This is a genomic window from Escherichia sp. KTE159, from assembly GCF_000408805.1.
GTDB classification, from domain to species: domain Bacteria; phylum Pseudomonadota; class Gammaproteobacteria; order Enterobacterales; family Enterobacteriaceae; genus Escherichia; species Escherichia marmotae.
Map to the genome: position 1 here is coordinate 2,091,408 of NZ_KE137292.1, position 25,652 is coordinate 2,117,059.

General features: G+C 52.8%; 26 protein-coding genes, 1 tRNA gene and 1 pseudogene. 8 read left to right on the forward strand and 20 right to left on the reverse strand.

What is annotated here, in order from left to right:
- Window positions 1-264: 264 nt before the first annotated feature.
- Together bcr and rsuA are read right to left on the reverse strand one after the other, a co-directional pair.
- Window positions 265-1,455 carry a multidrug efflux MFS transporter Bcr gene (bcr, locus tag A31E_RS11585; RefSeq protein WP_000213385.1) on the reverse strand — a complete coding sequence of 397 codons (1,191 nt, stop codon included), beginning with the start codon at window positions 1,453-1,455 and terminating at the stop codon, window positions 265-267.
- A 27-nt stretch (window positions 1,456-1,482) separates the two neighbouring features.
- The gene (gene rsuA / locus A31E_RS11580) at window positions 1,483-2,178 is read right to left on the reverse strand and encodes a 16S rRNA pseudouridine(516) synthase RsuA (RefSeq protein WP_001234858.1); all 696 of its coding nucleotides are present in this window, start codon (window positions 2,176-2,178) and stop codon (window positions 1,483-1,485) included.
- A 148-nt stretch (window positions 2,179-2,326) separates the two neighbouring features.
- Between rsuA and A31E_RS11575 the strand changes: the two genes are divergently transcribed.
- Both A31E_RS11575 and rplY read left to right on the forward strand, forming a co-directional pair.
- Window positions 2,327-4,087: a DNA repair helicase RadD gene (locus A31E_RS11575; protein ID WP_000578097.1), complete on the forward strand. Its 1,761-nt coding sequence runs from the start codon at window positions 2,327-2,329 to the stop codon at window positions 4,085-4,087.
- A gap of 124 nt (window positions 4,088-4,211) precedes the next feature.
- Window positions 4,212-4,496 (forward strand): 50S ribosomal protein L25, encoded by a 285-nt coding sequence (gene rplY, locus A31E_RS11570; RefSeq protein WP_000494188.1) that lies wholly within the window; start codon window positions 4,212-4,214, stop codon window positions 4,494-4,496.
- A gap of 163 nt (window positions 4,497-4,659) precedes the next feature.
- Here rplY and yejK read toward each other — a convergent pair whose 3' ends face one another.
- Window positions 4,660-5,667, reverse strand: coding sequence for a nucleoid-associated protein YejK (gene yejK / locus A31E_RS11565; RefSeq protein WP_000050774.1), 1,008 nt, complete (start codon window positions 5,665-5,667; stop codon window positions 4,660-4,662).
- A 181-nt stretch (window positions 5,668-5,848) separates the two neighbouring features.
- Between yejK and A31E_RS11560 the strand changes: the two genes are divergently transcribed.
- The 4 genes from A31E_RS11560 (at window position 5,849) to narP (ending at window position 8,837) form a co-directional block, all read left to right on the forward strand.
- Window positions 5,849-6,076 (forward strand): YejL family protein, encoded by a 228-nt coding sequence (locus tag A31E_RS11560; protein WP_001135667.1) that lies wholly within the window; start codon window positions 5,849-5,851, stop codon window positions 6,074-6,076.
- A 19-nt stretch (window positions 6,077-6,095) separates the two neighbouring features.
- Window positions 6,096-7,856, forward strand: coding sequence for an LPS biosynthesis-modulating metalloenzyme YejM (gene yejM, locus A31E_RS11555; protein ID WP_000256124.1), 1,761 nt, complete (start codon window positions 6,096-6,098; stop codon window positions 7,854-7,856).
- A gap of 74 nt (window positions 7,857-7,930) precedes the next feature.
- A tRNA-Pro gene (locus A31E_RS11550) sits at window positions 7,931-8,007 on the forward strand.
- A 182-nt stretch (window positions 8,008-8,189) separates the two neighbouring features.
- The gene (narP, locus tag A31E_RS11545) at window positions 8,190-8,837 is read left to right on the forward strand and encodes a nitrate/nitrite response regulator protein NarP (protein WP_001516729.1); all 648 of its coding nucleotides are present in this window, start codon (window positions 8,190-8,192) and stop codon (window positions 8,835-8,837) included.
- Window positions 8,838-8,871: 34 nt separating this feature from the next.
- Here narP and ccmH read toward each other — a convergent pair whose 3' ends face one another.
- From ccmH to napF, 15 genes are read right to left on the reverse strand one after another with little or no spacing between them, the layout of a single operon-like run.
- Window positions 8,872-9,924 (reverse strand): cytochrome c-type biogenesis thiol:disulfide oxidoreductase CcmH, encoded by a 1,053-nt coding sequence (ccmH, locus tag A31E_RS11540; RefSeq protein ID WP_016248973.1) that lies wholly within the window; start codon window positions 9,922-9,924, stop codon window positions 8,872-8,874.
- Window positions 9,921-10,478, reverse strand: coding sequence for a thiol:disulfide interchange protein DsbE (gene dsbE / locus A31E_RS11535; RefSeq protein WP_000824445.1), 558 nt, complete (start codon window positions 10,476-10,478; stop codon window positions 9,921-9,923). Before dsbE ends, ccmH begins: the two co-directional genes overlap by 4 nt.
- Window positions 10,475-12,418: a cytochrome c-type biogenesis heme lyase CcmF gene (gene ccmF / locus A31E_RS11530; protein ID WP_000982437.1), complete on the reverse strand. Its 1,944-nt coding sequence runs from the start codon at window positions 12,416-12,418 to the stop codon at window positions 10,475-10,477. Before ccmF ends, dsbE begins: the two co-directional genes overlap by 4 nt.
- The gene (gene ccmE, locus A31E_RS11525; protein ID WP_001026411.1) at window positions 12,415-12,894 is read right to left on the reverse strand and encodes a cytochrome c maturation protein CcmE; all 480 of its coding nucleotides are present in this window, start codon (window positions 12,892-12,894) and stop codon (window positions 12,415-12,417) included. The genes ccmF and ccmE overlap by 4 nt, the downstream gene beginning before the upstream one ends.
- Window positions 12,891-13,100 (reverse strand): heme exporter protein CcmD, encoded by a 210-nt coding sequence (ccmD, locus tag A31E_RS11520; protein ID WP_000186540.1) that lies wholly within the window; start codon window positions 13,098-13,100, stop codon window positions 12,891-12,893. The genes ccmE and ccmD overlap by 4 nt, the downstream gene beginning before the upstream one ends.
- Window positions 13,097-13,834 carry a heme exporter protein CcmC gene (gene ccmC, locus A31E_RS11515; protein WP_001295447.1) on the reverse strand — a complete coding sequence of 246 codons (738 nt, stop codon included), beginning with the start codon at window positions 13,832-13,834 and terminating at the stop codon, window positions 13,097-13,099. Before ccmC ends, ccmD begins: the two co-directional genes overlap by 4 nt.
- A gap of 41 nt (window positions 13,835-13,875) precedes the next feature.
- Window positions 13,876-14,538, reverse strand: a complete 663-nt coding sequence (gene ccmB / locus A31E_RS11510) for a heme exporter protein CcmB (RefSeq protein ID WP_000971724.1) — start codon at window positions 14,536-14,538, stop codon at window positions 13,876-13,878.
- Window positions 14,535-15,158 carry a cytochrome c biogenesis heme-transporting ATPase CcmA gene (ccmA, locus tag A31E_RS11505; RefSeq protein WP_000525579.1) on the reverse strand — a complete coding sequence of 208 codons (624 nt, stop codon included), beginning with the start codon at window positions 15,156-15,158 and terminating at the stop codon, window positions 14,535-14,537. The genes ccmB and ccmA overlap by 4 nt, the downstream gene beginning before the upstream one ends.
- Before the next feature lie 12 nt (window positions 15,159-15,170).
- Window positions 15,171-15,773: a cytochrome c-type protein NapC gene (gene napC / locus A31E_RS11500; protein WP_000528371.1), complete on the reverse strand. Its 603-nt coding sequence runs from the start codon at window positions 15,771-15,773 to the stop codon at window positions 15,171-15,173.
- 9 nt (window positions 15,774-15,782) lie between these two features.
- Window positions 15,783-16,232 (reverse strand): nitrate reductase cytochrome c-type subunit, encoded by a 450-nt coding sequence (napB, locus tag A31E_RS11495; RefSeq protein WP_000835174.1) that lies wholly within the window; start codon window positions 16,230-16,232, stop codon window positions 15,783-15,785.
- Window positions 16,229-17,092 carry a quinol dehydrogenase ferredoxin subunit NapH gene (napH, locus tag A31E_RS11490; RefSeq protein WP_000013486.1) on the reverse strand — a complete coding sequence of 288 codons (864 nt, stop codon included), beginning with the start codon at window positions 17,090-17,092 and terminating at the stop codon, window positions 16,229-16,231. Before napH ends, napB begins: the two co-directional genes overlap by 4 nt.
- Entirely contained in the window at window positions 17,079-17,774 is a 696-nt protein-coding gene (gene napG / locus A31E_RS11485) for a ferredoxin-type protein NapG (RefSeq protein WP_000091299.1), read from the reverse strand. Before napG ends, napH begins: the two co-directional genes overlap by 14 nt.
- 6 nt (window positions 17,775-17,780) lie before the next feature.
- Complete coding sequence (gene napA, locus A31E_RS11480) at window positions 17,781-20,267, reverse strand: periplasmic nitrate reductase subunit alpha (RefSeq protein WP_016248974.1); 2,487 nt, start codon at window positions 20,265-20,267, stop codon at window positions 17,781-17,783.
- Window positions 20,264-20,527: a chaperone NapD gene (gene napD, locus A31E_RS11475; protein ID WP_000557372.1), complete on the reverse strand. Its 264-nt coding sequence runs from the start codon at window positions 20,525-20,527 to the stop codon at window positions 20,264-20,266. The genes napA and napD overlap by 4 nt, the downstream gene beginning before the upstream one ends.
- On the reverse strand, window positions 20,517-21,011 hold the full coding sequence (gene napF, locus A31E_RS11470; protein ID WP_000687310.1) for a ferredoxin-type protein NapF: 495 nt from the start codon (window positions 21,009-21,011) through the stop codon (window positions 20,517-20,519). The genes napD and napF overlap by 11 nt, the downstream gene beginning before the upstream one ends.
- Window positions 21,012-21,119: 108 nt before the next feature.
- Between napF and A31E_RS26790 the strand changes: the two are divergent.
- Window positions 21,120-21,284, forward strand: a pseudogene (locus A31E_RS26790) (hypothetical protein).
- A 133-nt stretch (window positions 21,285-21,417) separates the two neighbouring features.
- Window positions 21,418-21,906 (forward strand): serine protease inhibitor ecotin, encoded by a 489-nt coding sequence (gene eco, locus A31E_RS11465; protein WP_016248975.1) that lies wholly within the window; start codon window positions 21,418-21,420, stop codon window positions 21,904-21,906.
- Window positions 21,907-22,112: 206 nt separating this feature from the next.
- Here the strand turns inward: eco and mqo are convergent, their stop codons facing one another.
- Window positions 22,113-23,759, reverse strand: a complete 1,647-nt coding sequence (gene mqo / locus A31E_RS11460; RefSeq protein ID WP_000758095.1) for a malate dehydrogenase (quinone) — start codon at window positions 23,757-23,759, stop codon at window positions 22,113-22,115.
- A 209-nt stretch (window positions 23,760-23,968) separates the two neighbouring features.
- Window positions 23,969-25,612: a microcin J25 efflux ABC transporter YojI gene (gene yojI, locus A31E_RS11455; protein WP_001516738.1), complete on the reverse strand. Its 1,644-nt coding sequence runs from the start codon at window positions 25,610-25,612 to the stop codon at window positions 23,969-23,971.
- Window positions 25,613-25,652 lie beyond the last annotated feature (40 nt).

Here is a 25,652-nt window from a genome sequence, read left to right on the forward strand (position 1 = left end):
GTCTTTAAACAGATCGTAAAGAATTGATGCCTCGCCTGCGTGGCCTCTATGGCTCTGATTTAAATAATATCTGCGGGCGTGGTCACGTTTGCGGGGCTATATGTACCCGTTTCTGAGATCTAACTCAACCTTTTTAACTACAATGATGTGACTTTTTACATAAATTGATTTTACATAAAACAAACAAATGACGGGGGATTGATAGATTTGTGGTTGATATGCATCAACAAAGGAAGCCTTTTAGCTTCCCTGTTGAGCAATAGTTCACCGTTTTTTGGGTCTGCTGGCGTACAAACAGAAGAGAATTGAACTGGTTGCACAGAATGCGATTGACCAAATCATCGGCCATGCGGAATTAAAGGTCGCCAGCGAAAGCAGCGCGCCAACAATTGCGCCAATGCCAAAACGAAAAGTTCCTGCAAGCGACGACGCGGTTCCCGCCATATGAGGGAACTCATCCAGAATTACCGCCATCGCGTTAGAAGACACCATCGATACGCAGCCAACAAACGCCGCCACACCCACTACCAGCGACCAGAATCCTAGCCCCAGTAATGCGCTGATGACCATCCACGCCGCCATAATAAATTGAATCCACAGCCCCGAGCGGAACATATTCAGCGCGCCAATGCGGCGAACAAAGCGACTGTTAAAAATGGTCATCACAAACAGGAAAACAATGTTTAACGCAAAGTAATAACCGAAGTTTTCCGGTGCGACATGGTTAATTTCAATGTAGACAAACGGTCCGGCGCTTAAGAACGAGAACATCCCGGCAAAGCTAAAACCGCTGGCCAACATATAACTCAGGACACGCTTATGGCGGAACAACGCGGCAAAGTTACCAATGGTGGTACGGATGTGAAACGGCTGGCGACGCTCCGGCGGCAAGGTTTCTTTGATCAGGAAGAAGATCATTGCCGAAGCCAGAATCGCCGCTACAGCGAGGATCCAAAAAATATAATGCCAGCTCAACCACACCAGCACCCAGCCGCCAACAATCGGTGCCATCAGCGGCGCGATGGTGGTCACCAGCATAACGAACGACATCATCCGCGAGAACTCTTCTTTCGGGTAAATATCGCGCATCAGGGCATTGATAACCACGCTGGCCGCTGCCGCCGCCAGACCGTGAAAGAAACGCATCACAATCAACTGATCGATGGTTTGCGCCAGCGCGCACGCCACCGCCGCCGCGGCAAACACCAATGTACCACCGAGGACAACCGGCTTGCGCCCGAAGCTATCCGCCATCGGCCCGTAGATTAACTGCCCCAACGCAAACCCCAGAATATAAGTACTCAGAGTCATCTGCGTACTGCCCGCAGGCACACCAAACTGGGCAGAAATCACCGGCAGCGCAGGCAGATACATATCAATCGACAGCGGCATCAACATGGCCAGCAGGCCAAGGATAAAGACAATAGCAAACGACGAATGCTGTCGGGTGGTCACAACTGGCTCCTGAAAGTCATTAAAGTGTTAAACGACGCTGGCAATTTCTTCTTCAGTTAACGGACGATATTCACCGGGTGCTAAATCTGCATCCAGCGTAATGCCGCCAATACGTTCACGGTGCAGTTCAACCACGTGGTTACCCACAGCGGCAAACATACGTTTCACCTGATGATAACGCCCTTCACTAATGGTCAAACGAACCTGCGTTGGGGTAATCACTTCCAGCACCGCAGGCTTAGTGAGATCTTTTTCGTTATGCAGTTGTACACCTTTAGCAAATTGCTCTGCCGTGTCGTCCGCTACGGGTGATTCCAGCGTCACCAGGTACGTTTTCTCGCAATGATGACGTGGAGAAGTAATGCGGTGCGACCACTGACCATCGTCGGTCATCAGCACCAGACCGGTAGTATCGATATCCAGCCGCCCTGCCGCATGCAGTTTCCATGCTACAGGTTCATCAAGAAAATAGAGCACCGTTGGGTGATCCGGGTCATCCGTGGAACAAACATAGCCCTGAGGCTTATTGAGCATGAAGTAACGTGGGCCATGTTGCTGTACCAACGGGTTACCATCGTAAGCCACACTGTGTTCAGGAAGCAGTTTAAACGCTGCATTGCGGACGATTTCGCCATCGACGGTGACACGAGTGCCGCGGATTTCACGCCCGGCAATAGCACGGCTAACGCCGAGTTGCTGTGCGATAAATTTATCAAGTCGCATGTGTGTGATTTTGCCTGTAAAAACGGAGGTCGGGCATTGACCCGAAAATCTGAACTGTTGTCTGCCCAGTATAGCGGTCTAATAACTTCCCTCAAGGGAAAAAGATCCGTGGCATACTATTAGCAGAATAATCTACCTACGCGAGACCATGATTTTTACACTCCGTCCATATCAGCAAGAAGCCGTGGATGCCACGCTCAACCATTTTCGTCGTCATAAAACTCCTGCCGTTATCGTACTCCCTACCGGTGCGGGTAAAAGTCTGGTGATAGCGGAACTGGCACGGCTGGCGCGTGGTCGCGTGCTGGTGCTGGCACACGTCAAAGAACTGGTAGCGCAAAACCATGCAAAATATCAGGCGCTGGGGCTGGAAGCGGATATTTTTGCTGCCGGACTAAAGCGCAAAGAGAGCCACGGTAAAGTAGTATTTGGCAGCGTACAGTCGGTCGCCCGCAATCTCGACGCCTTTCAGAGTGAATTTTCACTGTTGATTGTCGATGAATGCCATCGTATTGGCGACGACGAAGAGAGCCAGTATCAGCAAATCCTTACTCACCTGACAAAAGTGAATCCCCACTTACGCCTGCTGGGGCTGACTGCCACGCCCTTTCGGCTGGGGAAAGGCTGGATCTATCAGTTTCATTATCACGGCATGGTGCGCGGCGACGAGAAAGCCCTTTTCCGGGACTGCATTTATGAGTTACCGCTGCGCTATATGATTAAACACGGTTATCTGACACCACCGGAACGGCTGGATATGCCGGTAGTGCAATATGATTTCAGCCGCTTACAGGCACAGAGCAACGGGCTGTTCAGCGAAGCTGATCTCAACCGCGAGCTGAAAAAACAGCAACGCATTACGCCACACATTATTAGCCAGATTATGGAGTTCGCCGCAACGCGCAAAGGGGTGATGATTTTCGCCGCGACGGTCGAACACGCAAAAGAGATCGTTGGTCTACTGCCCGCCGAAGATGCCGCGCTTATTACCGGCGACACGCCCGGCGCTGAACGTGATGTATTAATTGAAGATTTTAAAGCCCAGCGTTTTCGCTACCTGGTCAACGTTGCGGTACTGACCACCGGATTTGACGCGCCACATGTCGATCTTATCGCCATTCTGCGCCCTACCGAATCGGTAAGTCTTTACCAACAAATTGTCGGGCGTGGTCTGCGTCTGGCTCCGGGTAAGACAGATTGCTTAATTCTTGATTATGCAGGTAACCCTCACGATCTCTACGCCCCGGAAGTAGGTACGCCGAAAGGCAAAAGTGACAACGTCCCGGTGCAGGTTTTCTGCCCTGCCTGCGGCTTTGCCAACACGTTTTGGGGCAAAACAACCGCCGACGGCACATTGATTGAACACTTTGGTCGCCGTTGTCAGGGATGGTTCGAAGATGACGACGGGCATCGCGAACAGTGTGATTTTCGCTTCCGCTTTAAAAACTGCCCCCAGTGCAATGCAGAAAATGACATTGCCGCGCGCCGCTGCCGCGAGTGCGACACCATTTTGGTTGATCCGGATGATATGTTAAAAGCGGCGCTACGGTTGAAAGATGCTCTGGTGCTACGCTGTAGCGGCATGTCTTTACAGCATGGGCACGACGAAAAAGGCGAATGGCTGAAAATCACCTATTACGATGAAGATGGTGCTGATGTGAGTGAGCGCTTCCGTCTGCAAACACCCGCCCAGCGAACCGCCTTCGAGCAGCTTTTTATCCGCCCGCATACGCGCACACCGGGCATCCCTCTGCGCTGGATAACCGCCGCCGATATCCTCGCCCAGCAAGCGTTGCTGCGCCACCCGGATTTTGTCGTTGCACGAATGAAAGGCCAGTACTGGCAGGTTCGTGAAAAAGTGTTCGATTACGAAGGCCGTTTTCGTCGGGCGCACGAATTACGCGGTTAATGGTAGTTTTGATTGATGTGAAAGGCGTTTGAGTATAGAATCTCGCCCGCTTTTGCATACGCAAAGCAGATCACTTACCTGTTGCTGGGTCGCCTGTAGCAGGAATCAATTAAGAGAGAAAGAAATGTTTACTATCAACGCAGAAGTACGTAAAGAGCAGGGTAAGGGTGCGAGCCGCCGCCTGCGTGCCGCTAACAAATTCCCGGCAATCATCTACGGTGGCAACGAAGCGCCGCTGGCAATTGAGCTGGATCACGACAAAGTCATGAACATGCAAGTTAAAGCTGAATTTTACAGCGAAGTTCTGACCATCGTTGTTGACGGTAAAGAAATCAAAGTTAAAGCTCAGGATGTACAGCGTCACCCGTACAAACCGAAGCTGCAGCACATCGACTTCGTTCGCGCTTAATTGCTGAATAAGTTGTAAGAAACCCCGCTCCGGCGGGGTTTTTTGTATCTGCAGATTATGCCTGATGCGACGCTGCTCGTCTTATAAGGCCTACGGTATGGTTGTTTTTTGTCGGCCAGATAAAGCGTTCACACCGTATCTGGCATTCATAACACCAAACCGATTAATTGCTGCCAGAAGTCCGGCGCTGCAATTGATCGCGCAGATTCGGCGGTGTGCCCTTAATGGTCAGTGTATCGGTCGCCGGATCCCAAAAAATCCGTTCACCTAACAGCATCGCATCAAAGTTAATGGTCAAGCCACCGCCGCTACCGGCAAACTTCGTCAACTGACGCAGTGTGCTGCGGTCTGCCGGGAAGCTCTCTTCCAGTTCATACCCTTTTTCAGCCGCAAATTCCGTGAAGCTCACTTCGCTGACGCCCGCCAGCTCTTTTGACAGCGATTCCAGCTCGATTTCTTCGCCCGCCTGCAATTGCTCATTACAGTAGCTATAAACCTGCTGGCGAACATTTTGCCGTTCTGCTTTATCCAGTTGCGCTTCGGCAGTGAAATCATCAACCGCCTGCAACAAACCGCGGTTTTGCGCTTTCGCATTCAACCCTTCGCTGGCACCGAGGAAGTCCATAAAGAAATCAGCCACTTTGCGCCCTACTCGTCCTTTCAGGAAAGTCAGATAACGGGTCGATTCTGGGTTAGTTTCCCACTCGGTCAAATCGATACGCGCCACAATATCCGCATGATTGATATCAAGATAATGGGTCGGGTTGATGTCGAGGTTTTCGTTAACGCGCATACTGCTTAAATTGTTCAGCACGCAAATCAGCAGATACTCCACAGCCAGATAACGGTAGTGGCAAAACAGCACAAAACCGCCGTCAGCAAAGGGGTATTTCGCCAGCTCGTCACGCAGGCGACCTGTTGCCGCGCGGCTAAATGCCAGAAAATCTTCTTCGCCCTGGCGCTGCAAACGTAACGCCTGCGCCAGTTCACTCTCTTCGTTGAACAAGCCGTAGGCTTTATTTTTAGCGCTATAGACCCGATGCAGTTCTGCCACCATCTCAACGACGGTTTCCGTCGGCTCCAGCAATGAATCGCGCAACACCAGCTCAAGGTTCTGCTCATCACGCTTGATAAGCTGGTGCAGAGCAATCTGGTTGATATCCAGACTCATGATAAACTCTCCTTTAAGACCGGGCGGTATTCAATCACCGCCGGTAAAGCGACGCAATAAAAGATGGCAGCCATTTTACAGAAGGCAGCGTAACGCGAATGATTTAAAGTATAAAAAAGCAGAAAAAAAACCGTTGCTACGGTAATATGTTGCCCTTTCATCAACTAACTGATTTCGATTTATGCCACAAATTTCCCGCTACAGTGATGAACAGGTTGAACAATTGCTCGCAGAGCTGCTCAACGTACTGGAAAAACATAAGGCTCCGACCGACCTTTCCCTGATGGTGTTAGGCAACATGGTCACTAACCTTATCAATACCAGCATTGCCCCGGCTCAACGCCAGGCGATTGCCAACTCTTTTGCCCGCGCCTTGCAGTCCTCGATCAACGAAGACAAAGCGCACTAAGGGAAACAGATAACAGGTTATGGTAACTCATCATCAGCGCTACCGTGAAAAAGTCTCCCAAATGGTCAGTTGGGGGCACTGGTTTGCACTGTTCAATATTCTGCTTTCACTCGTCATAGGCAGCCGTTACCTGTTTATCGCTGACTGGCCGACAACACTTGCTGGTCGTATTTATTCCTACGTAAGCATTATCGGCCATTTCAGCTTCCTGGTGTTCGCCACCTACTTGCTGATCCTCTTCCCGCTGACCTTTATCATCGGCTCCCAGAGGCTGATGAGGTTTTTATCCGTCATTCTGGCAACGGCGGGAATGACGCTGTTACTGATCGACAGCGAAGTCTTTACTCGTTTCCATCTCCATCTTAATCCCATCGTCTGGCAGTTGGTTATCAACCCGGACGAGAATGAGATGGCGCGCGACTGGCAACTGATGTTCATCAGCGTGCCGGTTATTTTATTGCTTGAACTGGTGTTTGCGACGTGGAGTTGGCAAAAGCTGCGCAGCCTGACACGTCGTCGGCGCTTCGCCCGTCCGCTGGCCGCATTCTTATTTATCGCCTTTATCGCCTCGCACGTGGTGTATATCTGGGCCGATGCCAATTTCTATCGCCCAATCACCATGCAGCGCGCCAATCTGCCGCTTTCGTATCCGATGACGGCGCGACGTTTTCTTGAGAAGCATGGCCTGCTTGATGCACAGGAGTATCAACGCCGTCTTATTGAGCAAGGCAATCCGGACGCCGTTTCCGTACAGTATCCGTTAAGCGAACTGCGCTACCGCGATATGGGCACCGGACAGAACGTCTTGCTGATTACTGTCGATGGCCTGAACTATTCACGCTATGAGAAACAGATGCCTGCACTGGCGGGTTTTGCCGAGCAAAATATTTCATTCACACGCCATATGAGTTCGGGCAACACCACCGACAACGGCATCTTTGGCCTGTTCTATGGCATCTCGCCAAGTTATATGGATGGCATTCTGTCGACCCGCACGCCTGCGGCGTTAATTACCGCGCTTAACCAGCAAGGCTATCAGCTTGGGTTATTCTCATCCGATGGCTTTACCAGCCCGTTGTATCGCCAGGCATTGTTGTCAGACTTCTCAATGCCAAGCGTTCGCACGCAATCCGATGCTCAGACCGCCACGCAGTGGATCAACTGGCTGAGCCGCTACGCGCAAGAAGATAATCGCTGGTTCTCATGGGTATCTTTCAATGGCACCAACATTGACGATAGCAACCAGCAAGCATTTACCCATAAATATAGCCGGGCAGCAGGCAATGTTGATGAGCAGATCAACCGCGTGTTAAATGCGCTGCGTGATTCTGGCAAGCTGGACAATACGGTGGTGATTATTACTGCCGGTCGGGGTATTCCACTGAGCGAAGAGGAAGAAACCTTTGACTGGTCCCACGGTCATCTTCAGGTGCCGTTAGTGATCCACTGGCCGGGCACACCGGCGCAGCGTATTAATACCCTGACCGATCATACCGATCTAATGACCACGTTGATGCAACGCCTGCTGCACGTCAGTACGCCTGCCAGCGAATATTCGCAAGGTCAGGATTTGTTCAATCCTGAACGCCGTCATTATTGGGTTACCGCAGCGGATAACGATACGCTGGCAATCACCACGCCAAAAATGACGCTGGTGCTGAACAATAATGGTAAATACCGCACTTACAACTTACATGGTGAAAGAGTGAAAGACGAAAAACCACAGTTAAGTTTGTTATTGCAGGTGCTGACAGACGAGAAGCGTTTCATCGCTAACTGATTAATTATAAATCAGTTAGCAAAATATCTTACTTGCAATCGGTGTGGAAAACGGTAGTATTAGCAGCCACGAGTCGGCACGTAGCGCAGCCTGGTAGCGCACCGTCATGGGGTGTCGGGGGTCGGAGGTTCAAATCCTCTCGTGCCGACCAAAATTCCCTTAAGAACCAGCCTGTTATGGCTGGTTTTTTTATATCTACACGTTGTCCCGCAACCCACACTTGCAGTTTTACTACATGCCCATACATAAAATGGGGTAACATTCACGCGCCTGGTAGCGTTTCCAACGCTACGCTCAAACATAATGATTCTAATAAAACCTCAGGAGACTACTATGCCTGAAGCAACGCCTTTTCAGGTGCTGATTGTGGATGATCATCCACTTATGCGACGCGGTGTTCGTCAGTTACTGGAACTTGATCCTGGCTTTGAAGTGGTCGCTGAAGCGGGCGACGGCGCAAGTGCTATCGATCTGGCGAATCGACTGGATATCGACGTGATCTTGTTGGATCTGAATATGAAAGGCATGAGTGGCCTGGATACCCTCAATGCCTTGCGCAGGGATGGCGTTACCGCGCAAATTATTATTCTGACCGTTTCAGATGCCTCCAGTGATGTGTTTGCGTTGATAGACGCAGGCGCTGACGGTTATCTGTTGAAAGATAGCGACCCGGAAGTACTGCTGGAAGCGATTCGCGCCGGGGCAAAAGGCAGCAAAGTCTTTAGCGAACGCGTCAATCAGTACTTACGCGAACGTGAAATGTTTGGCGCAGAGGAAGATCCCTTCAGTGTGTTGACGGAGCGTGAACTGGATGTTCTGCACGAACTGGCGCAGGGGCTGTCGAATAAGCAGATTGCCTCAGTGTTGAATATTTCCGAGCAAACAGTGAAAGTACACATTCGCAATCTGCTGCGTAAACTCAATGTCCGCTCACGCGTGGCAGCAACTATTTTGTTCCTGCAACAACGCGGGGCACAGTAAAAAAAGCCCGATGGCGTCACCATCGGGCCTCTTCTTATTTACTTTGTTGCGGCGACAAATGCTGCATCGCCTGCGCGATACTGCGTTCAATCACCGCTCGACGGGTATCGTTGGCGGGTAAGAGCTTCAACATCATCTCCCACGCAGCAACGGCTTCGCCAAATCGCTGCTGTTCAAAGGCGTTAAACGCATACATGCTTAACACACGAATATTGCTGTGGTCGCTTCTCACCAGTTGGCGTAACAACTCTCCACCCAGGCGGTTGTCGTTGGGATCAGAAGAACGCGTCAGTGCTTCAGCATAACCCAGCGCCGCATCACTATTTTTCGGGTCGAGGCGATACGCGTTAGCATACGCATCGGTCGCAATACTGGCATTACCCAGCGCCATCCCAATGCGACCCAGCATAATCCAGCCTTCAATATCTCCCGGATTTTTTTGCAGTTGAGTACGCATCCCCAGCGCGAGGCGCGACATCTCTTCTTCATTCAACGGTTCAGCTTTCGGATCCAGCGCCCTGTCCAGCAGTGCCGGAGCCTGCACCATGGCCTGCTGCCAGGCTTTTACCTGCTGATAATTGCCGGTCTGGTAGTAACTGACGCCAGCCATAACTAACGCCACCACAATACCCGGCAGATAAACAACATATCCGGCACGCTTACCTTCCGGCATGCTTTGTTCGGGAAACTCCTCCTGCGCCACATGCACCCGACGCCGCGAACGGGAGTAAATCACCCAACCGCCAATGCCAATAGCCACCACCGGTAGCACCCACAGCAGCACGGTCAGCGGCGTTAACGGCGGATCGTAAGTAACGAAGTTGCCGTAACGCGCCACCATATAATCAACAATCTCTTTCTTACTCTTGCCTTCCTGCATCAGTTCGTACACTTTCTGTCGCAGGTCGGTGGCAATCATCGAGTTGGAATCGGCAATGCTGTTGTTCTGGCATTTCGGGCAGCGCAGTTCTTCAGTGAGCTGACGGAACTGTTGTTCCTGTGCTTCATCCTTAAACTGCAACACGTCGATGGTCGCCAGTGCCGAGCTGGAGATCATCAGCATCAGCACGCCCAATAAAAACCTCATTGTGCGGCCTCCTTACTGTATTTCTCCCATAGCGGCTTGATCTCTTCTTGCCAGACGCGGGGATTGAGATCGCCCGCATGGCGATAGCGAATGATGCCGTTGCCGTCGATGAGGAACGTTTCTGGCGCGCCATAGACGCCCAGATCCAGCCCTAACATGCCGTCGCCGTCAAACAGACTTAACGCGTAAGGATTGCCCAGCTCTTTCAGCCAGCTAATCGCTTTCTGCCTGTCGTCTTTATAGTTCATACCGACCACGCGGATACCCTGCGCAGAAAGCTGATTCAGGTATTGATGTTCCGCACGGCAGGTCGGGCACCAGGTCGCCCAGACGTTCAGCAGCACCGGCTTGCCCTGAGTCAGCACGTCCGCCTGATAAAACTGACCTGGATTATCCAGTGATTCAAGGCGAAACTTCGGCACTGGCTTGCCAATAAGCGCCGATTCCAGATTGGTCGGATCATCTCCTTCAGCATTACGTGCCAATTGCCACAGCAACGCTGCAGCAATCGCCAGGAAGATAATCAAAGGAATTAACAATACTTTGCGCTTCATACAGCCTCCGGCGCAGTTTTTTGCGGGTTCACGCGCTTGCGATAACGAGGATCAAACAGGCACAGTAGCCCCCCCAACGCCATCATCAGTCCGCCCGCCCAGATCCAGCGAACAAACGGTTTGTAGTAAAGACGTACAGCCCACGCACCGTTTTCCAGCTCTTCACCGAGCGCCGCGTACAGGTCACGGGTGATGCCGCCGTCAATTGCCGCTTCGGTCATCATCGAACCAGCGGTGTTGTAATAACGTTTTTCTGCATACAACACCGTTTCCGGTTTGCCGTCACGCGTCACGCCGATTGTCGCCACGCCGCCACGCCAGTTAGGACCGCTAACGTCTTTTACGTCGCGGAATGTGAAACGATACTCATGAATATCGACGCTATCGCCAGACTTCATGCGTACGTCACGCTCAACGCTATAGTTCTGACTGAAGGCGATACCAACAATTGTCACTGCAAGCCCCAGGTGAGCCGCCACCATTCCCCAGTAGCTGAAGGTTGTTTTGGTGCCACGCGAAATACGCTGCGCCGCTTCGGCAATCGCCAGCACACCAATCCAGCAGGCCATTGCCAGACCGAGTACCGTCATCGCCACGACTTTGCTTTCGAACAGCCACGGCAACAGCAACGACAACGCCAGCGTGCTAATAAAGGCGATAATCAACAAATTGCGGATTTTACGCGGACGATCGCGCCCCCAGCGCACCAGCGGGCCAACGCCAAGCAACAACGCAAACGGCACCATCAGCCAGGTAAACATGGTGTTGAAGAACGGTTCGCCAATCGAAATGCTGCCCAGCCCGAGTTGCTTATGCACCAGCGGCAGCAGCGTCCCCAGCAGTACCACCAGCATCGCGGCGACCAGCAAAACGTTGTTCGCTAACAACAGAGATTCCCGCGACCACAGCGCATTGTTTACGCGTGAGCGAACTTTGTGTCCACGCGCGGCAAACAGCAGCAGCGAACCGCCAATCACCAGCACCATAAAGGCGAGGATAAACATGCCGCGCGCCGGGTCAGACGCAAATGCATGTACCGATACCAGCACGCCGGAGCGCACAAGAAAAGTTCCCAGCAGACACAACGAGAAGGCACTGATTGCCAGCAATAATGTCCACGCTTTGAAGCTGGCACGTTGTTCAGTCACCGCCAGCGAGTGCATCAGCGCAGTACCCACCAGCCACGGCATAAACGAGGCGTTTTCTACTGGATCCCAGAACCACCAGCCGCCCCAACCAAGTTCGTAATAAGCCCACGCAGAACCAAGTACGATGCCAAGCGTCAGGAAGATCCACGCCGCCAGCGTCCAGGGACGGGTAAAACGTGCGTAGGTGCTGTCCAGACGTCCGCTCAATAAAGATGCAATGGCAAAAGCAAACGCCACCGAGAAACCGACGTAACCCATATAGAGCAGAGGCGGATGGAAGATCAGCCCTGGATCCTGCAACAGCGGGTTAAGATCACGCCCTTCAATCGGGAAGTTCGGCAGCGTGCGGGAGAACGGGTTAGAGGTAAAGAGAATGAACAGCAAAAAGCCGACGCTGACCATTCCCATTATCGCCAGTACGCGGGCAACGATATCCAGCGGAATACGCTGGCTAAAAATCGCTACCGCAAAGGTCCAGCCGCTCATCAGCAGCACCCACAACAGCAGAGAGCCTTCATGCGCGCCCCAGGTGGCCGCCACGCGATACCACACCGGAAGCTGGGTATTAGAGTTGCTGGCCACGTAGGTGACGGTGAAGTCGTTCACCACGAACGCATTGACCAGCACCAGAAATGCGCCAGCCACAGACATAAACAGCAACCAGGCAAACAAGCGAGAAGAGGCCATCATGCGCGCATCTCCACGCGCCACGCCCCACAAAGGATAGACGGACAGCAGCAGCGCAATCCCTAATGCCAGGCACAGCAGTCCGTTACCAATTTCCGGCATCATGATGCTGGATCCTTATAAACACTGGCCGGGCGACGGTGATTAGCTTCCATCGCTTTCTCGACTTCTGGCGGTGTGTAGTTTTCATCGTGTTTCGCCAGTACTTCTTTCGCGAGGATATGATTGCCTTTTTCCAGTTCGCCCTGCACCACAACGCCCTGCCCTTCACGGAACAAGTCCGGCAGAATGCCTTCGTAAGAGACATCCACTGAGCCTTCAGCATCGTAAATGGTGAAGGTCACTTTCAGCGAGTCAGGATCGCGCTGCACGCTACCCGGCATCACCATCCCGCCGACGCGCAGACGCTGACCGACTTCCGGCATCTGCTGGGTTTCACGCTTGCCGTAGAGAATTTCCCCCGGCGTATAGAAAAGATCGATATTCGAGCGCAGCGCATACAGCACCAGACCGATAGTCAGCGCCAGCCCCGCCAGCACGGCACAGGCAATCCACAAGCGGTTTTTACGGCGAATATTCATGCAGCCTCCTGCTGTTGCGCAGCACGTAAACGCGCCTCACGCGCCCGTTGTTGCGCCACGCCACGCAGAATTGCGCGATGCTGCATCACCGAGTGCACGACCAACACCACCAGCGGAATAACAGTCATCACTACCGCCAGCCAGACAAAAAAGGCGTAACCGCCCATTGCGAAAAATTCATTCCAAGAAGCAAATGCAGGGGTCATTTACGGCCTCTTTTCAGTATCAGTTCACTCACCCACGGACGGCGTTTTTCCATCAGCAAAATCAAATTACGCATCCGCATTAGCGTCAGCGTGGCAGACAGCAGCAGGAAACCAAAAATCGACCAGCGCAGCGGCGAACGCATCGCCGGATCGATACTTTGCTGCATCCGCGTTGATCCCTGATGCAGGGTGTTCCACCACTCCACGGAGTAATGAATAATCGGCAGGTTTACTACACCAATCAGCACCAGGATCCCCGCCGCACGCCCCGCCAGACGGCGGTCGTCGAAAGCGTGCCACAGCGCAATCACACCAACATACAGAAACAGCAACACCAGTTCAGAGGTCAGACGTGCGTCCCATACCCACCAGGTCCCCCACATCGGTTTTCCCCATGCGGAACCGGTAACCAGGGCAATAAAGGTAAACACGGCACCAATGGGAGCCATCGCCGCCACCGCCAGATTGGCCATTTTCATCTGCCAGACAAGGCCGATAAACGCCGCCACCGCCATTGAGGCATAAATGCCCATCGACCAGATCGCCGCAGGCACATGTAGATAGATAATGCGGTAGCTATTTCCCTGCTGATAATCAGCCGGAGCGAAGCCGAATCCCCAGATCCAGCCAACGGTAAGCACGACCACACTGGCGATTGCCAGCCACGGTATAAACCAGCCACAGATTTGGTACAGCCGTGGTGGGATCGCCAGTTGATGCAGTGTTTTCCACATAGTTTCGATACCAGACTCGAACAAAAATCAGTAATCCAGCGTTATTGAATGCTGATTCGTAACGCTGCCGCCGTCGCAAAAGGACTTAATGTCGCGGTGCCTGCCAGCAACGCGCCTAAAATTGCCAGATACCCGTCAACGGGCAAATGCATCGAAGCCGCGTCCATCGCGGCGGTAGCAAAGATGAGTAATGGGATGGTCAGCGGTAACACCAGTATGCTGAGCAGCACGCCACCGCGCTTAAGTCCCACTGTCAGCGCCACGCCCGGAGCACCGAGAAATCCCAGCGTTGGAGTTCCCAACAGCAGCGTCAGCGCCATCACTTGCCAGCCATAAACGTCCATTCCCAGTAGCAATGCCACCAGTGGCGAGAGGATAAGTAACGGTAAACCGGTTACCATCCAGTGCGCCATCACCTTCGCCAGCACAACGGCGGGCAAGGGTAACGGCAACAACATCAGTTGTTCAAGACTGCCGTCCTGCAAATCGTCACGGAACAGTCGCTCCAGCGCCAGTAAGGAAGAAAGCAGCGCTGCCACCCAAATAATGCCCGGTGCAATACGTGCCAGCAGTTGCGGCTCCGGACCGATACTGAGCGGAAAAAGGGTAATAACAATCAGGAAAAACCACAGCGGGTTGGCGATTTCGGCGCTATGGCGAAACGCTACGCGCAGCTCAAGACGGAAAATGCGCCAGAACATCATACGCCCCTCGTTTTCGTCAGAGATATGCGGCGGATTTTACTTTCGGCAACGTTGAGCGGTTGGTGAGTAGTAAGAATCACAATCCCCCCCTGCTCCGTATGCTGTGCCATACGCTGGGTCAGACGATCGACGCCGTTAACGTCAATCGCGGTAAACGGTTCGTCGAGGATCCACAAGGTGGCACGGGTCAGCCACAGACGCGCCAGCGCAACGCGGCGTTGTTGCCCGGCAGAGAGTTGATTCACGGGAATATCTTCGAATCCGGCAAGCCCGGCCTGCGCCAGAGCGTCCAGACAGTGTGCGGTATCACCATCGCGATGATAAAAGTGCAGATTTTCTAACGCCGTCAGCCGGGTTTTGATCCCCGGCTGATGGCCTATCCATAACAGGTTTTGATGGTAGCTATCGCGTACCTGATGCAAGGGCTGCCCTTGCCAGAGAACTTCACCCGCATCAGGGCGAGACAACCCCGTCAGCAAACGGAGAAGCGTTGTCTTCCCCGCGCCGTTGCTGCCGGTGATTTGTACCCACTCTCCTGCATTCAGCGTAAATGACAAACCACTAAATAAAGTGCGTTCATCCCGCTCGCAGAGTAATTCTCTGGCTTCAAGCATACCCACGCAATAACCCTGTTAAAAACCTGGTTCGACTTCACGCATATCAGGCAGCTTGTGCGCTATCCCTTTATGGCAGTCAATACAGGTTTGCCCGTCTTTCACCGCCTGAGCGTGCATCTTCGCGGCAACACCTTTCTGGGCGGTTGTATCCATATACTCGAAGTTGTGACAGTTACGACACTCCTGCGAGTTATTGTCCTTCATCCGCCGCCACTCATTCTGTGCCATAGTCAGGCGATGAGCTTCAAACTTTTGCGGCGTGTCAATAACGCCAAAAATTTTACCATACAGCTCTTTACTTGCTTTGAGCTTGCGTATCATTTTCGGCACAAACTCGTGCGGAACGTGACAATCCGGACAGGTCGCACGCACGCCACTACGGTTGTTGTAATGCACGGAATCCATGTATTCCTGATACACCGTATTGCGCATTTCGTGGCAGCTAATGCAGAACTCTTCGGTATTGGCTTTTTCCATTCCGGTGTTAAAGCCGCCCCAGAAGACAATACCGCCAACAAAACCGATCAACAGCAGCGTACCCAGCGCCAGACGACTGGGAGTACGCCACCATTTCCACAGGCGCTTAATCAGGCCAGGCTTACGGTCAGAATTTCCCATAATAACCTCTTATTTCCCGTAACCTTTTGATGGGGTGAAGGTATTCCCCACGATTGGCGCGGTATCGGCCTGCGGCACGTGACATTGCAGACAGAAGTAACGACGCGGAGCCACTTCCGCACCTACCTTGCCATCGCTGTCCATAAAGTGAGTTGGACTGATGCGCGGCGCGCCAGTGGTGCGATAGCTCTCGACACCGTGGCACTGTAAGCAGCGGTTGGTATTGGTCGTTACCTGATAACCTTCAACGCTATGCGGGATCATCGGCGGCTGATTCACATAGTTCAGCGGCATCCGATCCTGCTCTTTTGGCATCCGAATGGCCCCTTCCTGCGTCCCGGATACTTCCGGCGACTGGCTAAAATCGACGCCATTAGCCGCCCAAACCGCGCCGCTCACCACCAGGGCCAGCATCGCCGTCCATTGACACAGCGCTTTCTTCAGGTCATGGCTTTTCATGATTTCGCTCCCGAACTCCATCGTGTAGTTATTGTAAATACATCCTCAGAACAGACATCCACGCAGCGACCGCACGTCATGCAATCGCGGCTGGTGACCTGCACCGGGCTTTGTTCATCCAGCACCGGGGCACGTAGTACATGCGGTTCCGGGCAAACATGAAAACAATCCATACAGCGGTTACATTTCTGCCGATCGGTAGCCGCAACGGTAACAATACCTTTGCTACCCAACACGCCATACAGCGCACCGACCGGGCAAATGTGACCGCACCAGCCGTGTTCAACGACCAGTAGATCAAATAAAAACAGCGCGAGAATAAGCAGCGCGCCGCTGCCGAATCCCATTACCAGGCTGCGCCCCATCAGGGAAACAGGGTTAATCCATTCCCAGATGAGTGTGCCGGTTAAGGCAGATCCCACCAGTATGACGACCAGCAGCACGTAGCGAATGTGCCGCGGGATCGTCGCAGACTGATTGAGGTCAAATCGCCTGCGTAACCAGTTTGCTAAATCGGTAATCGGGTTCAGCGGACAGACCCAACTGCAAAATAATCGCTTTCCTGCCAGGGCGTAGAGCACAGTGATAATCACTGCGCCGGTCAACGCCACTGTGGCAGGTAGATGACCGCTGGCAAGGCTTTGCAGCGTCATCAGCGGATCGGTCAGCGGAATGGTGTCGAGTAACAAGCTACTGCTATAGTTGCCGTGCAAGATCCACACACCAAACCACGGGCCGCTCAAAAACATTCCCAGTACGAAGAACTGACAAAGGCGACGCAACACCAGCCAACGGTGACTACGCCACCAGCCTTTTTTCGCCAGCGCCTCGCGCCCGGCGTCACGTTTACGATTTGCCATCGTTCCCCTCCAGCCAGCCGAAGCGGTAATGGTGACCTAACTCCCCTTTCGCCAGTGACAGCGGTAACACCTTGATTGCCGGTTGCTCCAGTACGCACACTTTTTCGCACTTACCGCAGCCGGTGCAGGCATCGCTGTGAACCGTTGGCAGAAAACGGGCGTGTTTACCGGTACGCGTGTTGCGCTCCAGTTCCAGGGTAATCGCCTCATCAATTTTCGGGCATTCGCGATAACAGACATCGCAGCGCAGCCCCTGAAAGTTGAGGCAGTTCTCCTGATCCACCAGCACTGCCAGCCCCATCCGCGCGTCGTCGATCGATTCGATTTCACGATCCAGCGCACCACTCGGGCACACTTTGGCACACGGTACGTCCTCACACATTTCGCAAGGAATATCGCGCGCCACAAAGTACGGCGTGCCCGCCGACAGGCCAGAGGCCAACGTCGCCAGCTTTAAGGTGTCGTAAGGGCAAGCCTGAACACACTGCCCGCAACGCACACAGGCACTGGCAAAGGCGTTCTCGTTTATGGCTCCGGGCGGGCGCAACCGCACGCCAGATGCACGTGCGGTTTGCTGTTGTAACCCCAGCGCCACACCCACGGCAGCCAGCCCGCCTGCTGTGCGAACGACATCGCGCAGAAAGCGGCGGCGACCATTTTGAGGTTTCGCTGACCGGGACATAATGGCTTACACCTTCTCCAGTTTGACCGCGCACTTCTTAAAGTCCGTCTCTTTCGAGAGCGGATCGGTCGCGTCCAGCGTCAGTTTGTTAACCAACTGTGCGGCGTCGAAGAACGGCATATACACCAGGCCCTTCGGCGGACGGTTACGACCGCGCGTTTCGACAATCGAGATCACTTCGCCACGACGAGAAACCACTTTCACTTTGTCACCACGACGCAGGTCACGCGCTTTCGCATCCAGCGGGTGAATAAACAGGACCGCTTCCGGGAAGGCACGGTGCAGTTCTGGTACACGGCGAGTCATACTGCCGGTATGCCAGTGCTCCAGTACGCGCCCGGTAGAGAGCCACAGATCGTATTCTTCATCCGGAGCTTCCGCCGCCGGTTCAAACGGCAGTGCGAAGATCACCGCTTTGCCATCCGGTTTACCGTAGAACTTGTAGCCTTCGCCCGCTTTCACATACGGGTCGTTGCCTTCACTGTAACGCCACTGCGTTTCTTTACCGTTAACTACCGGCCAGCGCAGGCCGCGTGCTTTGTGGTAGTCATCGAACGGAGCCAGATCGTGACCGTGACCGCGGCCAAACCATGCGTACTCTTCGAACAGCCCTTTTTGCAGATAGAAGCCCAGCTCGCGGGATTCATCATTAAGTTGATCTTCTGCCAGTTCGGATACCGGGAATTTGCTCACTTCCGGGGTGGCATACAGTACCTCGTACAGCGTTTTGCCACGCAGCTCCGGTTTCTTCGCCAGCAGCTCTTCCGGCCACACTTCTTCAGTTTTGAAGCGGCGGGAGAACTGGACTAACTGCCAGAGATCCGATTTTGCTTCGCCCGGTGCCTGTACCTGTTGACGCCAGAACTGAGTACGGCGTTCTGCGTTACCGTAAGCCCCCTCTTTCTCTACCCACATTGCTGTCGGCAGAATCAAGTCCGCGGCCAGCGCACTGACTGTCGGATATGGATCGGAAACGATGATAAAGTTGCGCGGATCGCGCCAGCCCGGCATACGCTCTTCATTAATGTTCGGCCCGGCCTGCATGTTATTGGTACACATGGTCCAGTAAACATTCAGCGTGCCGTCTTTCAGCGCACGGTCTTGTGCTACCGCGTGCAGACCGATTTTTGCCGGAATGGTGCCGCTCGGGATATTCCACTTCTTCTCGCAGATATCACGGTGTTTCTCGTTGGTCACCACCATGTCCGCTGGCAGACGGTGAGCAAAGGTGCCCACTTCACGCGCAGTACCACACGCGGAAGGCTGACCCGTGAGGGAGAACGGACCGCAACCCGGCTGGGAAATTTTGCCGGTCAGCAGATGCAGGTTGTAGACCAGGTTGTTGGCCCACACGCCGCGGGTATGCTGGTTGAAACCCATCGTCCAGTAGGAGATGACTTTCTTGTTCGGATCGGCATACAGTTGCGCCAGTTGTTCCAACTGATCTTTTGGCACGCCGGTCATTTCAGCGGTTTTTTCCAGCGTATATTCGGCAACAAAGGCTTTGTAATCTTCAAAGCTCATCGGCTCGGAAGCATCGGAACCCGGATTTTTCGCCGCTTTTTCCAGCGGATGGGTTGGACGTAAACCGTAGCCGATGTCCGTCGCCCCTTTACGCAGGTTGACGTGTTTGCTGAAGAAGTCCTGATTTATCGCATTGTTTTGAATGATATAGTTGGCGATATAGTTCAGGATCACCAGGTCAGACTGCGGCGTAAAGATGATGCCGTTATCCGCCAGTTCAAAGCTACGATGCTGGTAAGTAGAAAGCACCGCCACGGTGACGTTCTGGTTAGAGAGACGACGGTTGGTAATGCGCGACCAGAGGATCGGGTGCATCTCCGCCATGTTCGCGCCCCACAGCACAAACGCGTCAGCCTGTTCGATGTCGTCATAGCAGCCCATCGGCTCATCCATACCAAAGGTACGCATAAAGCCAACGACCGCCGACGCCATACAGTGGCGTGCGTTCGGGTCGATGTTGTTAGAACGGAAGCCCGCTTTGAACAACTTGGACGCGGCATAACCTTCCCAGATAGTCCACTGACCAGAACCGAACATACCGATCGACTCTGGCCCTTTTTCTTTCAGGGCGGTTTTGAATTTCTCTTCCATCACATCAAAGGCTTGATCCCAGGTAATTGGGGTGAACTCGCCTTCTTTGTCATATTTACCGTTTTTCATACGCAGAAGCGGCTGCGTCAAACGGTCTTTACCGTACATAATTTTGGGCAGGAAATAGCCCTTAATGCAGTTCAGACCACGGTTAACCGGTGCGTCCGGGTCGCCCTGACAGGCCACCACACGCCCCTGTTGCGTTCCGACCAGAACGCCACAACCAGTACCGCAAAAACGGCATGGCGCTTTATCCCATTTAATGGCTTCCTGCTGACCAACAACGGCGCGGGCAACGCCCGGCACGCTGAGACCGGCAGCCGCCGCAGCGGCCGCAACGGCGTTAGCTTTCATAAAGCTACGACGACTGAGTTTCATGGTGTTTCCTCACCTTGCTCTTCCTGCTGGTGATAAACCAGCGACACCGCCAGCACGCCTTCTACGTTGCGTACTGACTCAATGGTTTGAATTAGCGTTTCGCTGTCTTCTGCTTCCACCACCACTATCAACTGACCACTCGGCGCGTCGCTGACAGCGACTTCACAGCCATCAAAGGCGTTCAGTTGGGTGCTGATGTCTGAAATTCGTTCGCTTTTGGCCTGAACGACCAGGCTGCAAACTTGCCAGTTAGTGTGCATGGAGATACTCCGCAGTAATGGCTGATACCGGACAACTAGCTGCACATGCTCCACATCCGTTGCAAAGTTGGCTATTAAGTTGCGGCTGGTAGATCCCGGAAAGCGTCGGGCGAAAGATAATGGCCATTGGTTCACAGCTATCCTGACAGCGACGGCATTCGACTGCCTGATACGCCAGGCACGTCTCCCCGATGGTGAACAGCAAATCCCAGGCCCTGGTGTGGCGCGGAGAAAATAGTGATTCGGGGCAAGCCTGCGCACAGGCATAACAGAAACTGCACTCGTTGTTTTTGAAATTAACGCTCGGATAGCCGCCCGCACCACGTTGCAGAATGTTGTTTTCACAAGCATTAATACAGGCGTCGCAGCGGGTACAATGGGTCAGAAAATGAGATTCATCACCAGACCAGGGCGGACGGATACCGTTACTGGCTTTGCGCCAGCGACCAGTGAGTATGCCCCGACGGGATACATCAATCTTCACATTGACCTTCCATCATTAACGCGCTCTGAAAACGGAGAGCGACCAAATAAACCGCATAATTAATAAGCCATTTTTATAGCCGCTAAGATATTAAAGGATGTGTCAAAGATGCATACCCCGATCGGGGTAAAACCTGTAGTAGGATCAAAAGAGTGGTGGGAAGGCTGGCAAAAACGGTCTTTTGCTCACATTTCAAATGGTTATAAATAAATTTATATAGCGATAAATTCACCAAATATATTTCTTCAGGCTTCACCATTCATCAGCATATAACACCAAAAGAGAAGGTAAAGTTGTCTGAATATTCCTTAAGTTATTCATAAAGCAAATTAATAAATTTGATGAATATGTTAACCTTCAGCGACATCATCGGTGAAAAACCTATAAATGAAGAAAGGAAAACAAAATGAAGACCATTCTACCTGCAGTGTTGTTTGCCGCTTTTGCCACGACCTCTGCCTGGGCGGCAGAAAGCATCCAGCCGCTGGAAAAAATTGCCCCTTATCCGCAAGCCGAAAAAGGGATGAAGCGTCAGGTGATTCAGTTAACCCCGCAAGAAGATGAATCTACCCTGAAAGTAGAACTGTTGATCGGTCAGACGCTGGAGGTCGATTGCAATCTGCATCGTCTTGGCGGAAAACTGGAAAGCAAAACGCTGGAAGGCTGGGGCTATGATTATTATGTCTTTGATAAAGTTAGCTCCCCGGTTTCGACGATGATGGCCTGTCCGGATGGCAAGAAAGAGAAGAAATTTGTTACCGCGTATCTGGGTGATGCCGGAATGCTGCGTTACAACAGCAAGCTGCCGATCGTGGTGTATACACCAGACAATGTGGATGTGAAATACCGCGTCTGGAAGGCGGAAGAGAAGATTGAGAACGCGGTAGTTCGCTAAACGAATGTGAAGTGCTGCACTCCGCAGGTCGGATAAGGCGGTTACGCCGCATCCGACATCTAACGCCCTGGCCGGTTGCCTGATGCGACGCTGCGCGTCTTATCAGGCCTACGCCGCTGTGAAGTGCTGCCCCCGTAGGTCGGATAAGGCGGTTACGCCGCATCCGACATCTAACGCCCTGGCCAGTTGCCGGATGCGGCGCACCATTACAACGCAATATCCGCCACTTCTTTTTGTACTGGTTGCGGTTTCAACTGCGCTTTCGGCGTGCTATCTGCCGCCTGCGGCTTATCATATTTCAGGCTCAGAACTTCGCTGGTGTACTGCAATTCACGTTCTGTTGCCGCCGCATCACCGTTCAGCTTGCTGCCATAAGACGGAACAATTGCTTTCAGCGTGGCCTGCCATTGTGGGCTGGAAACACGATCACCAAACACTTTTTCCAACAGACTCAACATAATCGGCGCAGCGGTAGATGCCCCCGGCGATGCGCCGAGCAGCGCAGCAATGGTTCCTTGCTGGTCGCTGACCACTTCTGTACCCAGACGCAGCACGCCGCCTTTATCGGCATCACGTTTGATAATCTGCACGCGCTGTCCCGCTTGCCACAAACGCCAGTCCTCTTTTTTCGCTTGTGGGTAGTACTCTTTCAACGCTTCAAAACGATCCTCTTCACTCAACATCACCTGACTCACCAGATATTTCACCAGATCGAAATTATCCAGCCCGACGTGCATCATCGGCATCACGTTAGAGGTGGTGGTGGAACTCATCAGATCCCACAGCGAACCGTTTTTGAGGAATTTGGTTGAGAAGGTAGCAAATGGCCCGAACAGCACCACGCGTTTACCGTCCAGTACACGGGTATCGATATGCGGAACTGACATCGGCGGCGCGCCAACGGATGCTTTACCATAGACCTTCGCCAGATGGTGATTAACCACATCCGGGTTTTCCGAAACGAGGAACTGACCGCCCACCGGGAAACCGGCGTATTCTTTCGCTTCCGGAATACCGGACTCCTGCAACAGTTTCAGTGCCGCGCCACCCGCGCCGATAAAGACAAATTTCGCACGGATGTTCTGTGCGGTGCCGTTTTTCAGATCGGCAACGGTGACGGTCCAGGTGTTATCGTCATTACGTTTGATAGCGCGGACTTCGCTGCTGAGTTGCAGCGAGAAGTTAGATTTCTTCTGTAATGAGGCGATCAACTGACGGGTGATCTCACCGTAGTTCACATCGGTGCCAATTTCTGTACGCGTAGCCGCCACTTTCTGTTGTGGATCACGCCCTTCCATCACTAACGGTGCCCACTCCTTGATTTGCGCGTGATCTTCAGAGTAACGCATACCACGAAACAGCGAACTTTGTTGCAATGCCGCGTAACGGGCACGCAGGAAATTGACGTTATCTTCGCCCCAGACAAAGCTCATATGCGGAACGGTATTGATAAATGAACGCGGGGTACGCAGCACGCCGCGCTCGACCTGGTGCGCCCAGAACTGGCGGGAAATCTGGAATGCTTCGTTAATGGCGACTGCTTTTTCAATACTGATGCTGCCATCGGCGTTTTGCGGGGTGTAATTGAGTTCCATCAGCGCAGAATGCCCGGTTCCGGCGTTGTTCCAGCCGTTCGAACTCTCCTGCGCGACACCCTCCAGGCGCTCTACCATGGTCATCGACCATTCAGGCTCCAGTTCCCGTAAATAGGTCCCCAACGTGGCGCTCATAATGCCGCCGCCAATCAACAGTACATCAGTTTCCTGCTCCTCGGACGCTTTCGCTTTTGCCGTCATTGAAACGGCATTAAGCCCCACGGCCATCGAGAAGAGCATGGCAGTCACTTTTTTCATCTTGTTAATGCCTTACTTTTAGTCGCTTTATTGCAGGTGAGATTTGCGCGGCATCAACGTTAACACTTAAGTAACAATATTTAAATAATGTTTATAAATTATCTTCTATTTTTATAAACATTATGATTTCGTTGATTAATTATAGGGTTATTAGAAACGAAGGGAACGCTTACCTGGCAGCAGAAGTCCGTCAGGTAAGCGTCAAAATATCATGCCGTCCGGGCAACGGCATCACGCGAAGCGGCATCACGCTCTTCGCCGGTTAGTTCGCTAAGCAGCCCACTGCGCATTTCCAGCAGGCGGTCGGCGTGAATAAAATAGTGGTCATCATGACTGATGGCGAAAATCGTTTTGCCCATCTCCTGCATCAGCGGCAGTAATACCTGATAAAACTCACGGCGGAAGTGTGGATCCTGATCCGCTGCCCATTCATCCAACAGGATTATGTCGCGTTCTTCTGCCAGTGCCAGCAACAACGCCACGCGTTTCTTCTGCCCTTTCGATAACTTCAGGTTAAGAATACGCCCGTTACTTAACTCAAGCTTATGACCCATTTTCAACTGATCCAGCCACTTCTCAACCAGTTGTGGATTTGCGGTTTTACCCTCCGGCCCCAGCAGTTGATCAAACAACCAGACATCGGTAAACACGGCGGAAAACAGCTTGCGATAATCTTCTGGTTTTTCAGCGCTGATGGGGTTGCCATCCAGCAAAATTTCACCGCTTTGCGGCTGATACAACCCCGTCAGCAACATCGCCAGCGTCGATTTACCGCTACCGTTGCCACCAATCAGGAACAGCAGTTCGCCACGTTTAATAGTGAGGTTAATCGGGCCAACGGAAAAAGCATTATCCTGATAACTAAACGTCACGTTACGCAGCTCCAGGGTTTGCCAGTTGGGAAACGCCTGCGGGCGCGGAAACTCCGCTTTAAAAGGCGCGAGCGCGAATTTGTTCAGCTTGTTGAACGCCACCTGTGCCGTCAGCAGCGTCGGCAACGCACCAACCGCCGAAAGCAGCGGTGTACGCAGGAACAACAGCGTCAGCGAATAAGTCGCCGCAACGTTGGTATCAGCCCAACCGAGACTGTTTGCCATCCAGAACACCAGGCCTATTGCGCCCAGCATCATAATGTTCGACCAGTTCACGGCACTAAGATGGAATGTATCAGCACGAATAATATGATGGCGATATTCTTGCGCATCGGGGATGTAGAGATTGTTAAAAACGTACTCGGCGCGCTCGCGGTTCAGGGTCAGCTCTTTGCGCCCTTCCAGTACAGTTTGAAAATCCGTGTACAGCTTGTCTTCGGTTTCTCGCAGGGTCGCCATATGTTTGTACACCCGCGCCACCAACAAAAAACCACCCCAGATGGTGATTGCCATCCAGATCGCCGTTACCAGCAACATTTTACCCGACAGCATCCACAGATACGCCGCCGAACCCACAGTGAGAATGATACCCTGCACCAGTTCAGGTAAGCGCACAAAAGCGATGGTGATATTGCGCACATCGCTGGTTAACCCCGCCAGCAATGAGGCACTGCCCAGTTGTTCAATGCGCTCGACGTGGGTATCCAGAATCCGCTTGATAAATTCGCTACGCAGTCGGTAAACGAAATGATGGCCCAGTGTGGTGAGCGCCAGTTGCGATCCCAGTGTTACCGCCATCAACAGCAGCAATAAACCCAGAAACTCCGGCAACACCAGCAAACTGGTATCTGCCGTTTCGATAAGACGCTGATTGATAAAAGCAATTAAGCCAATGCCTAACGCCGCACTGGCGAGGCTGAGCGCCATCACACTGATAAATGGCCAGCGATACTGCCGCCAGACAAGTACAAGAAGTTCCATGCAGAAAACCCGGACAATGAATTACAGCCCGCAGTTTAAA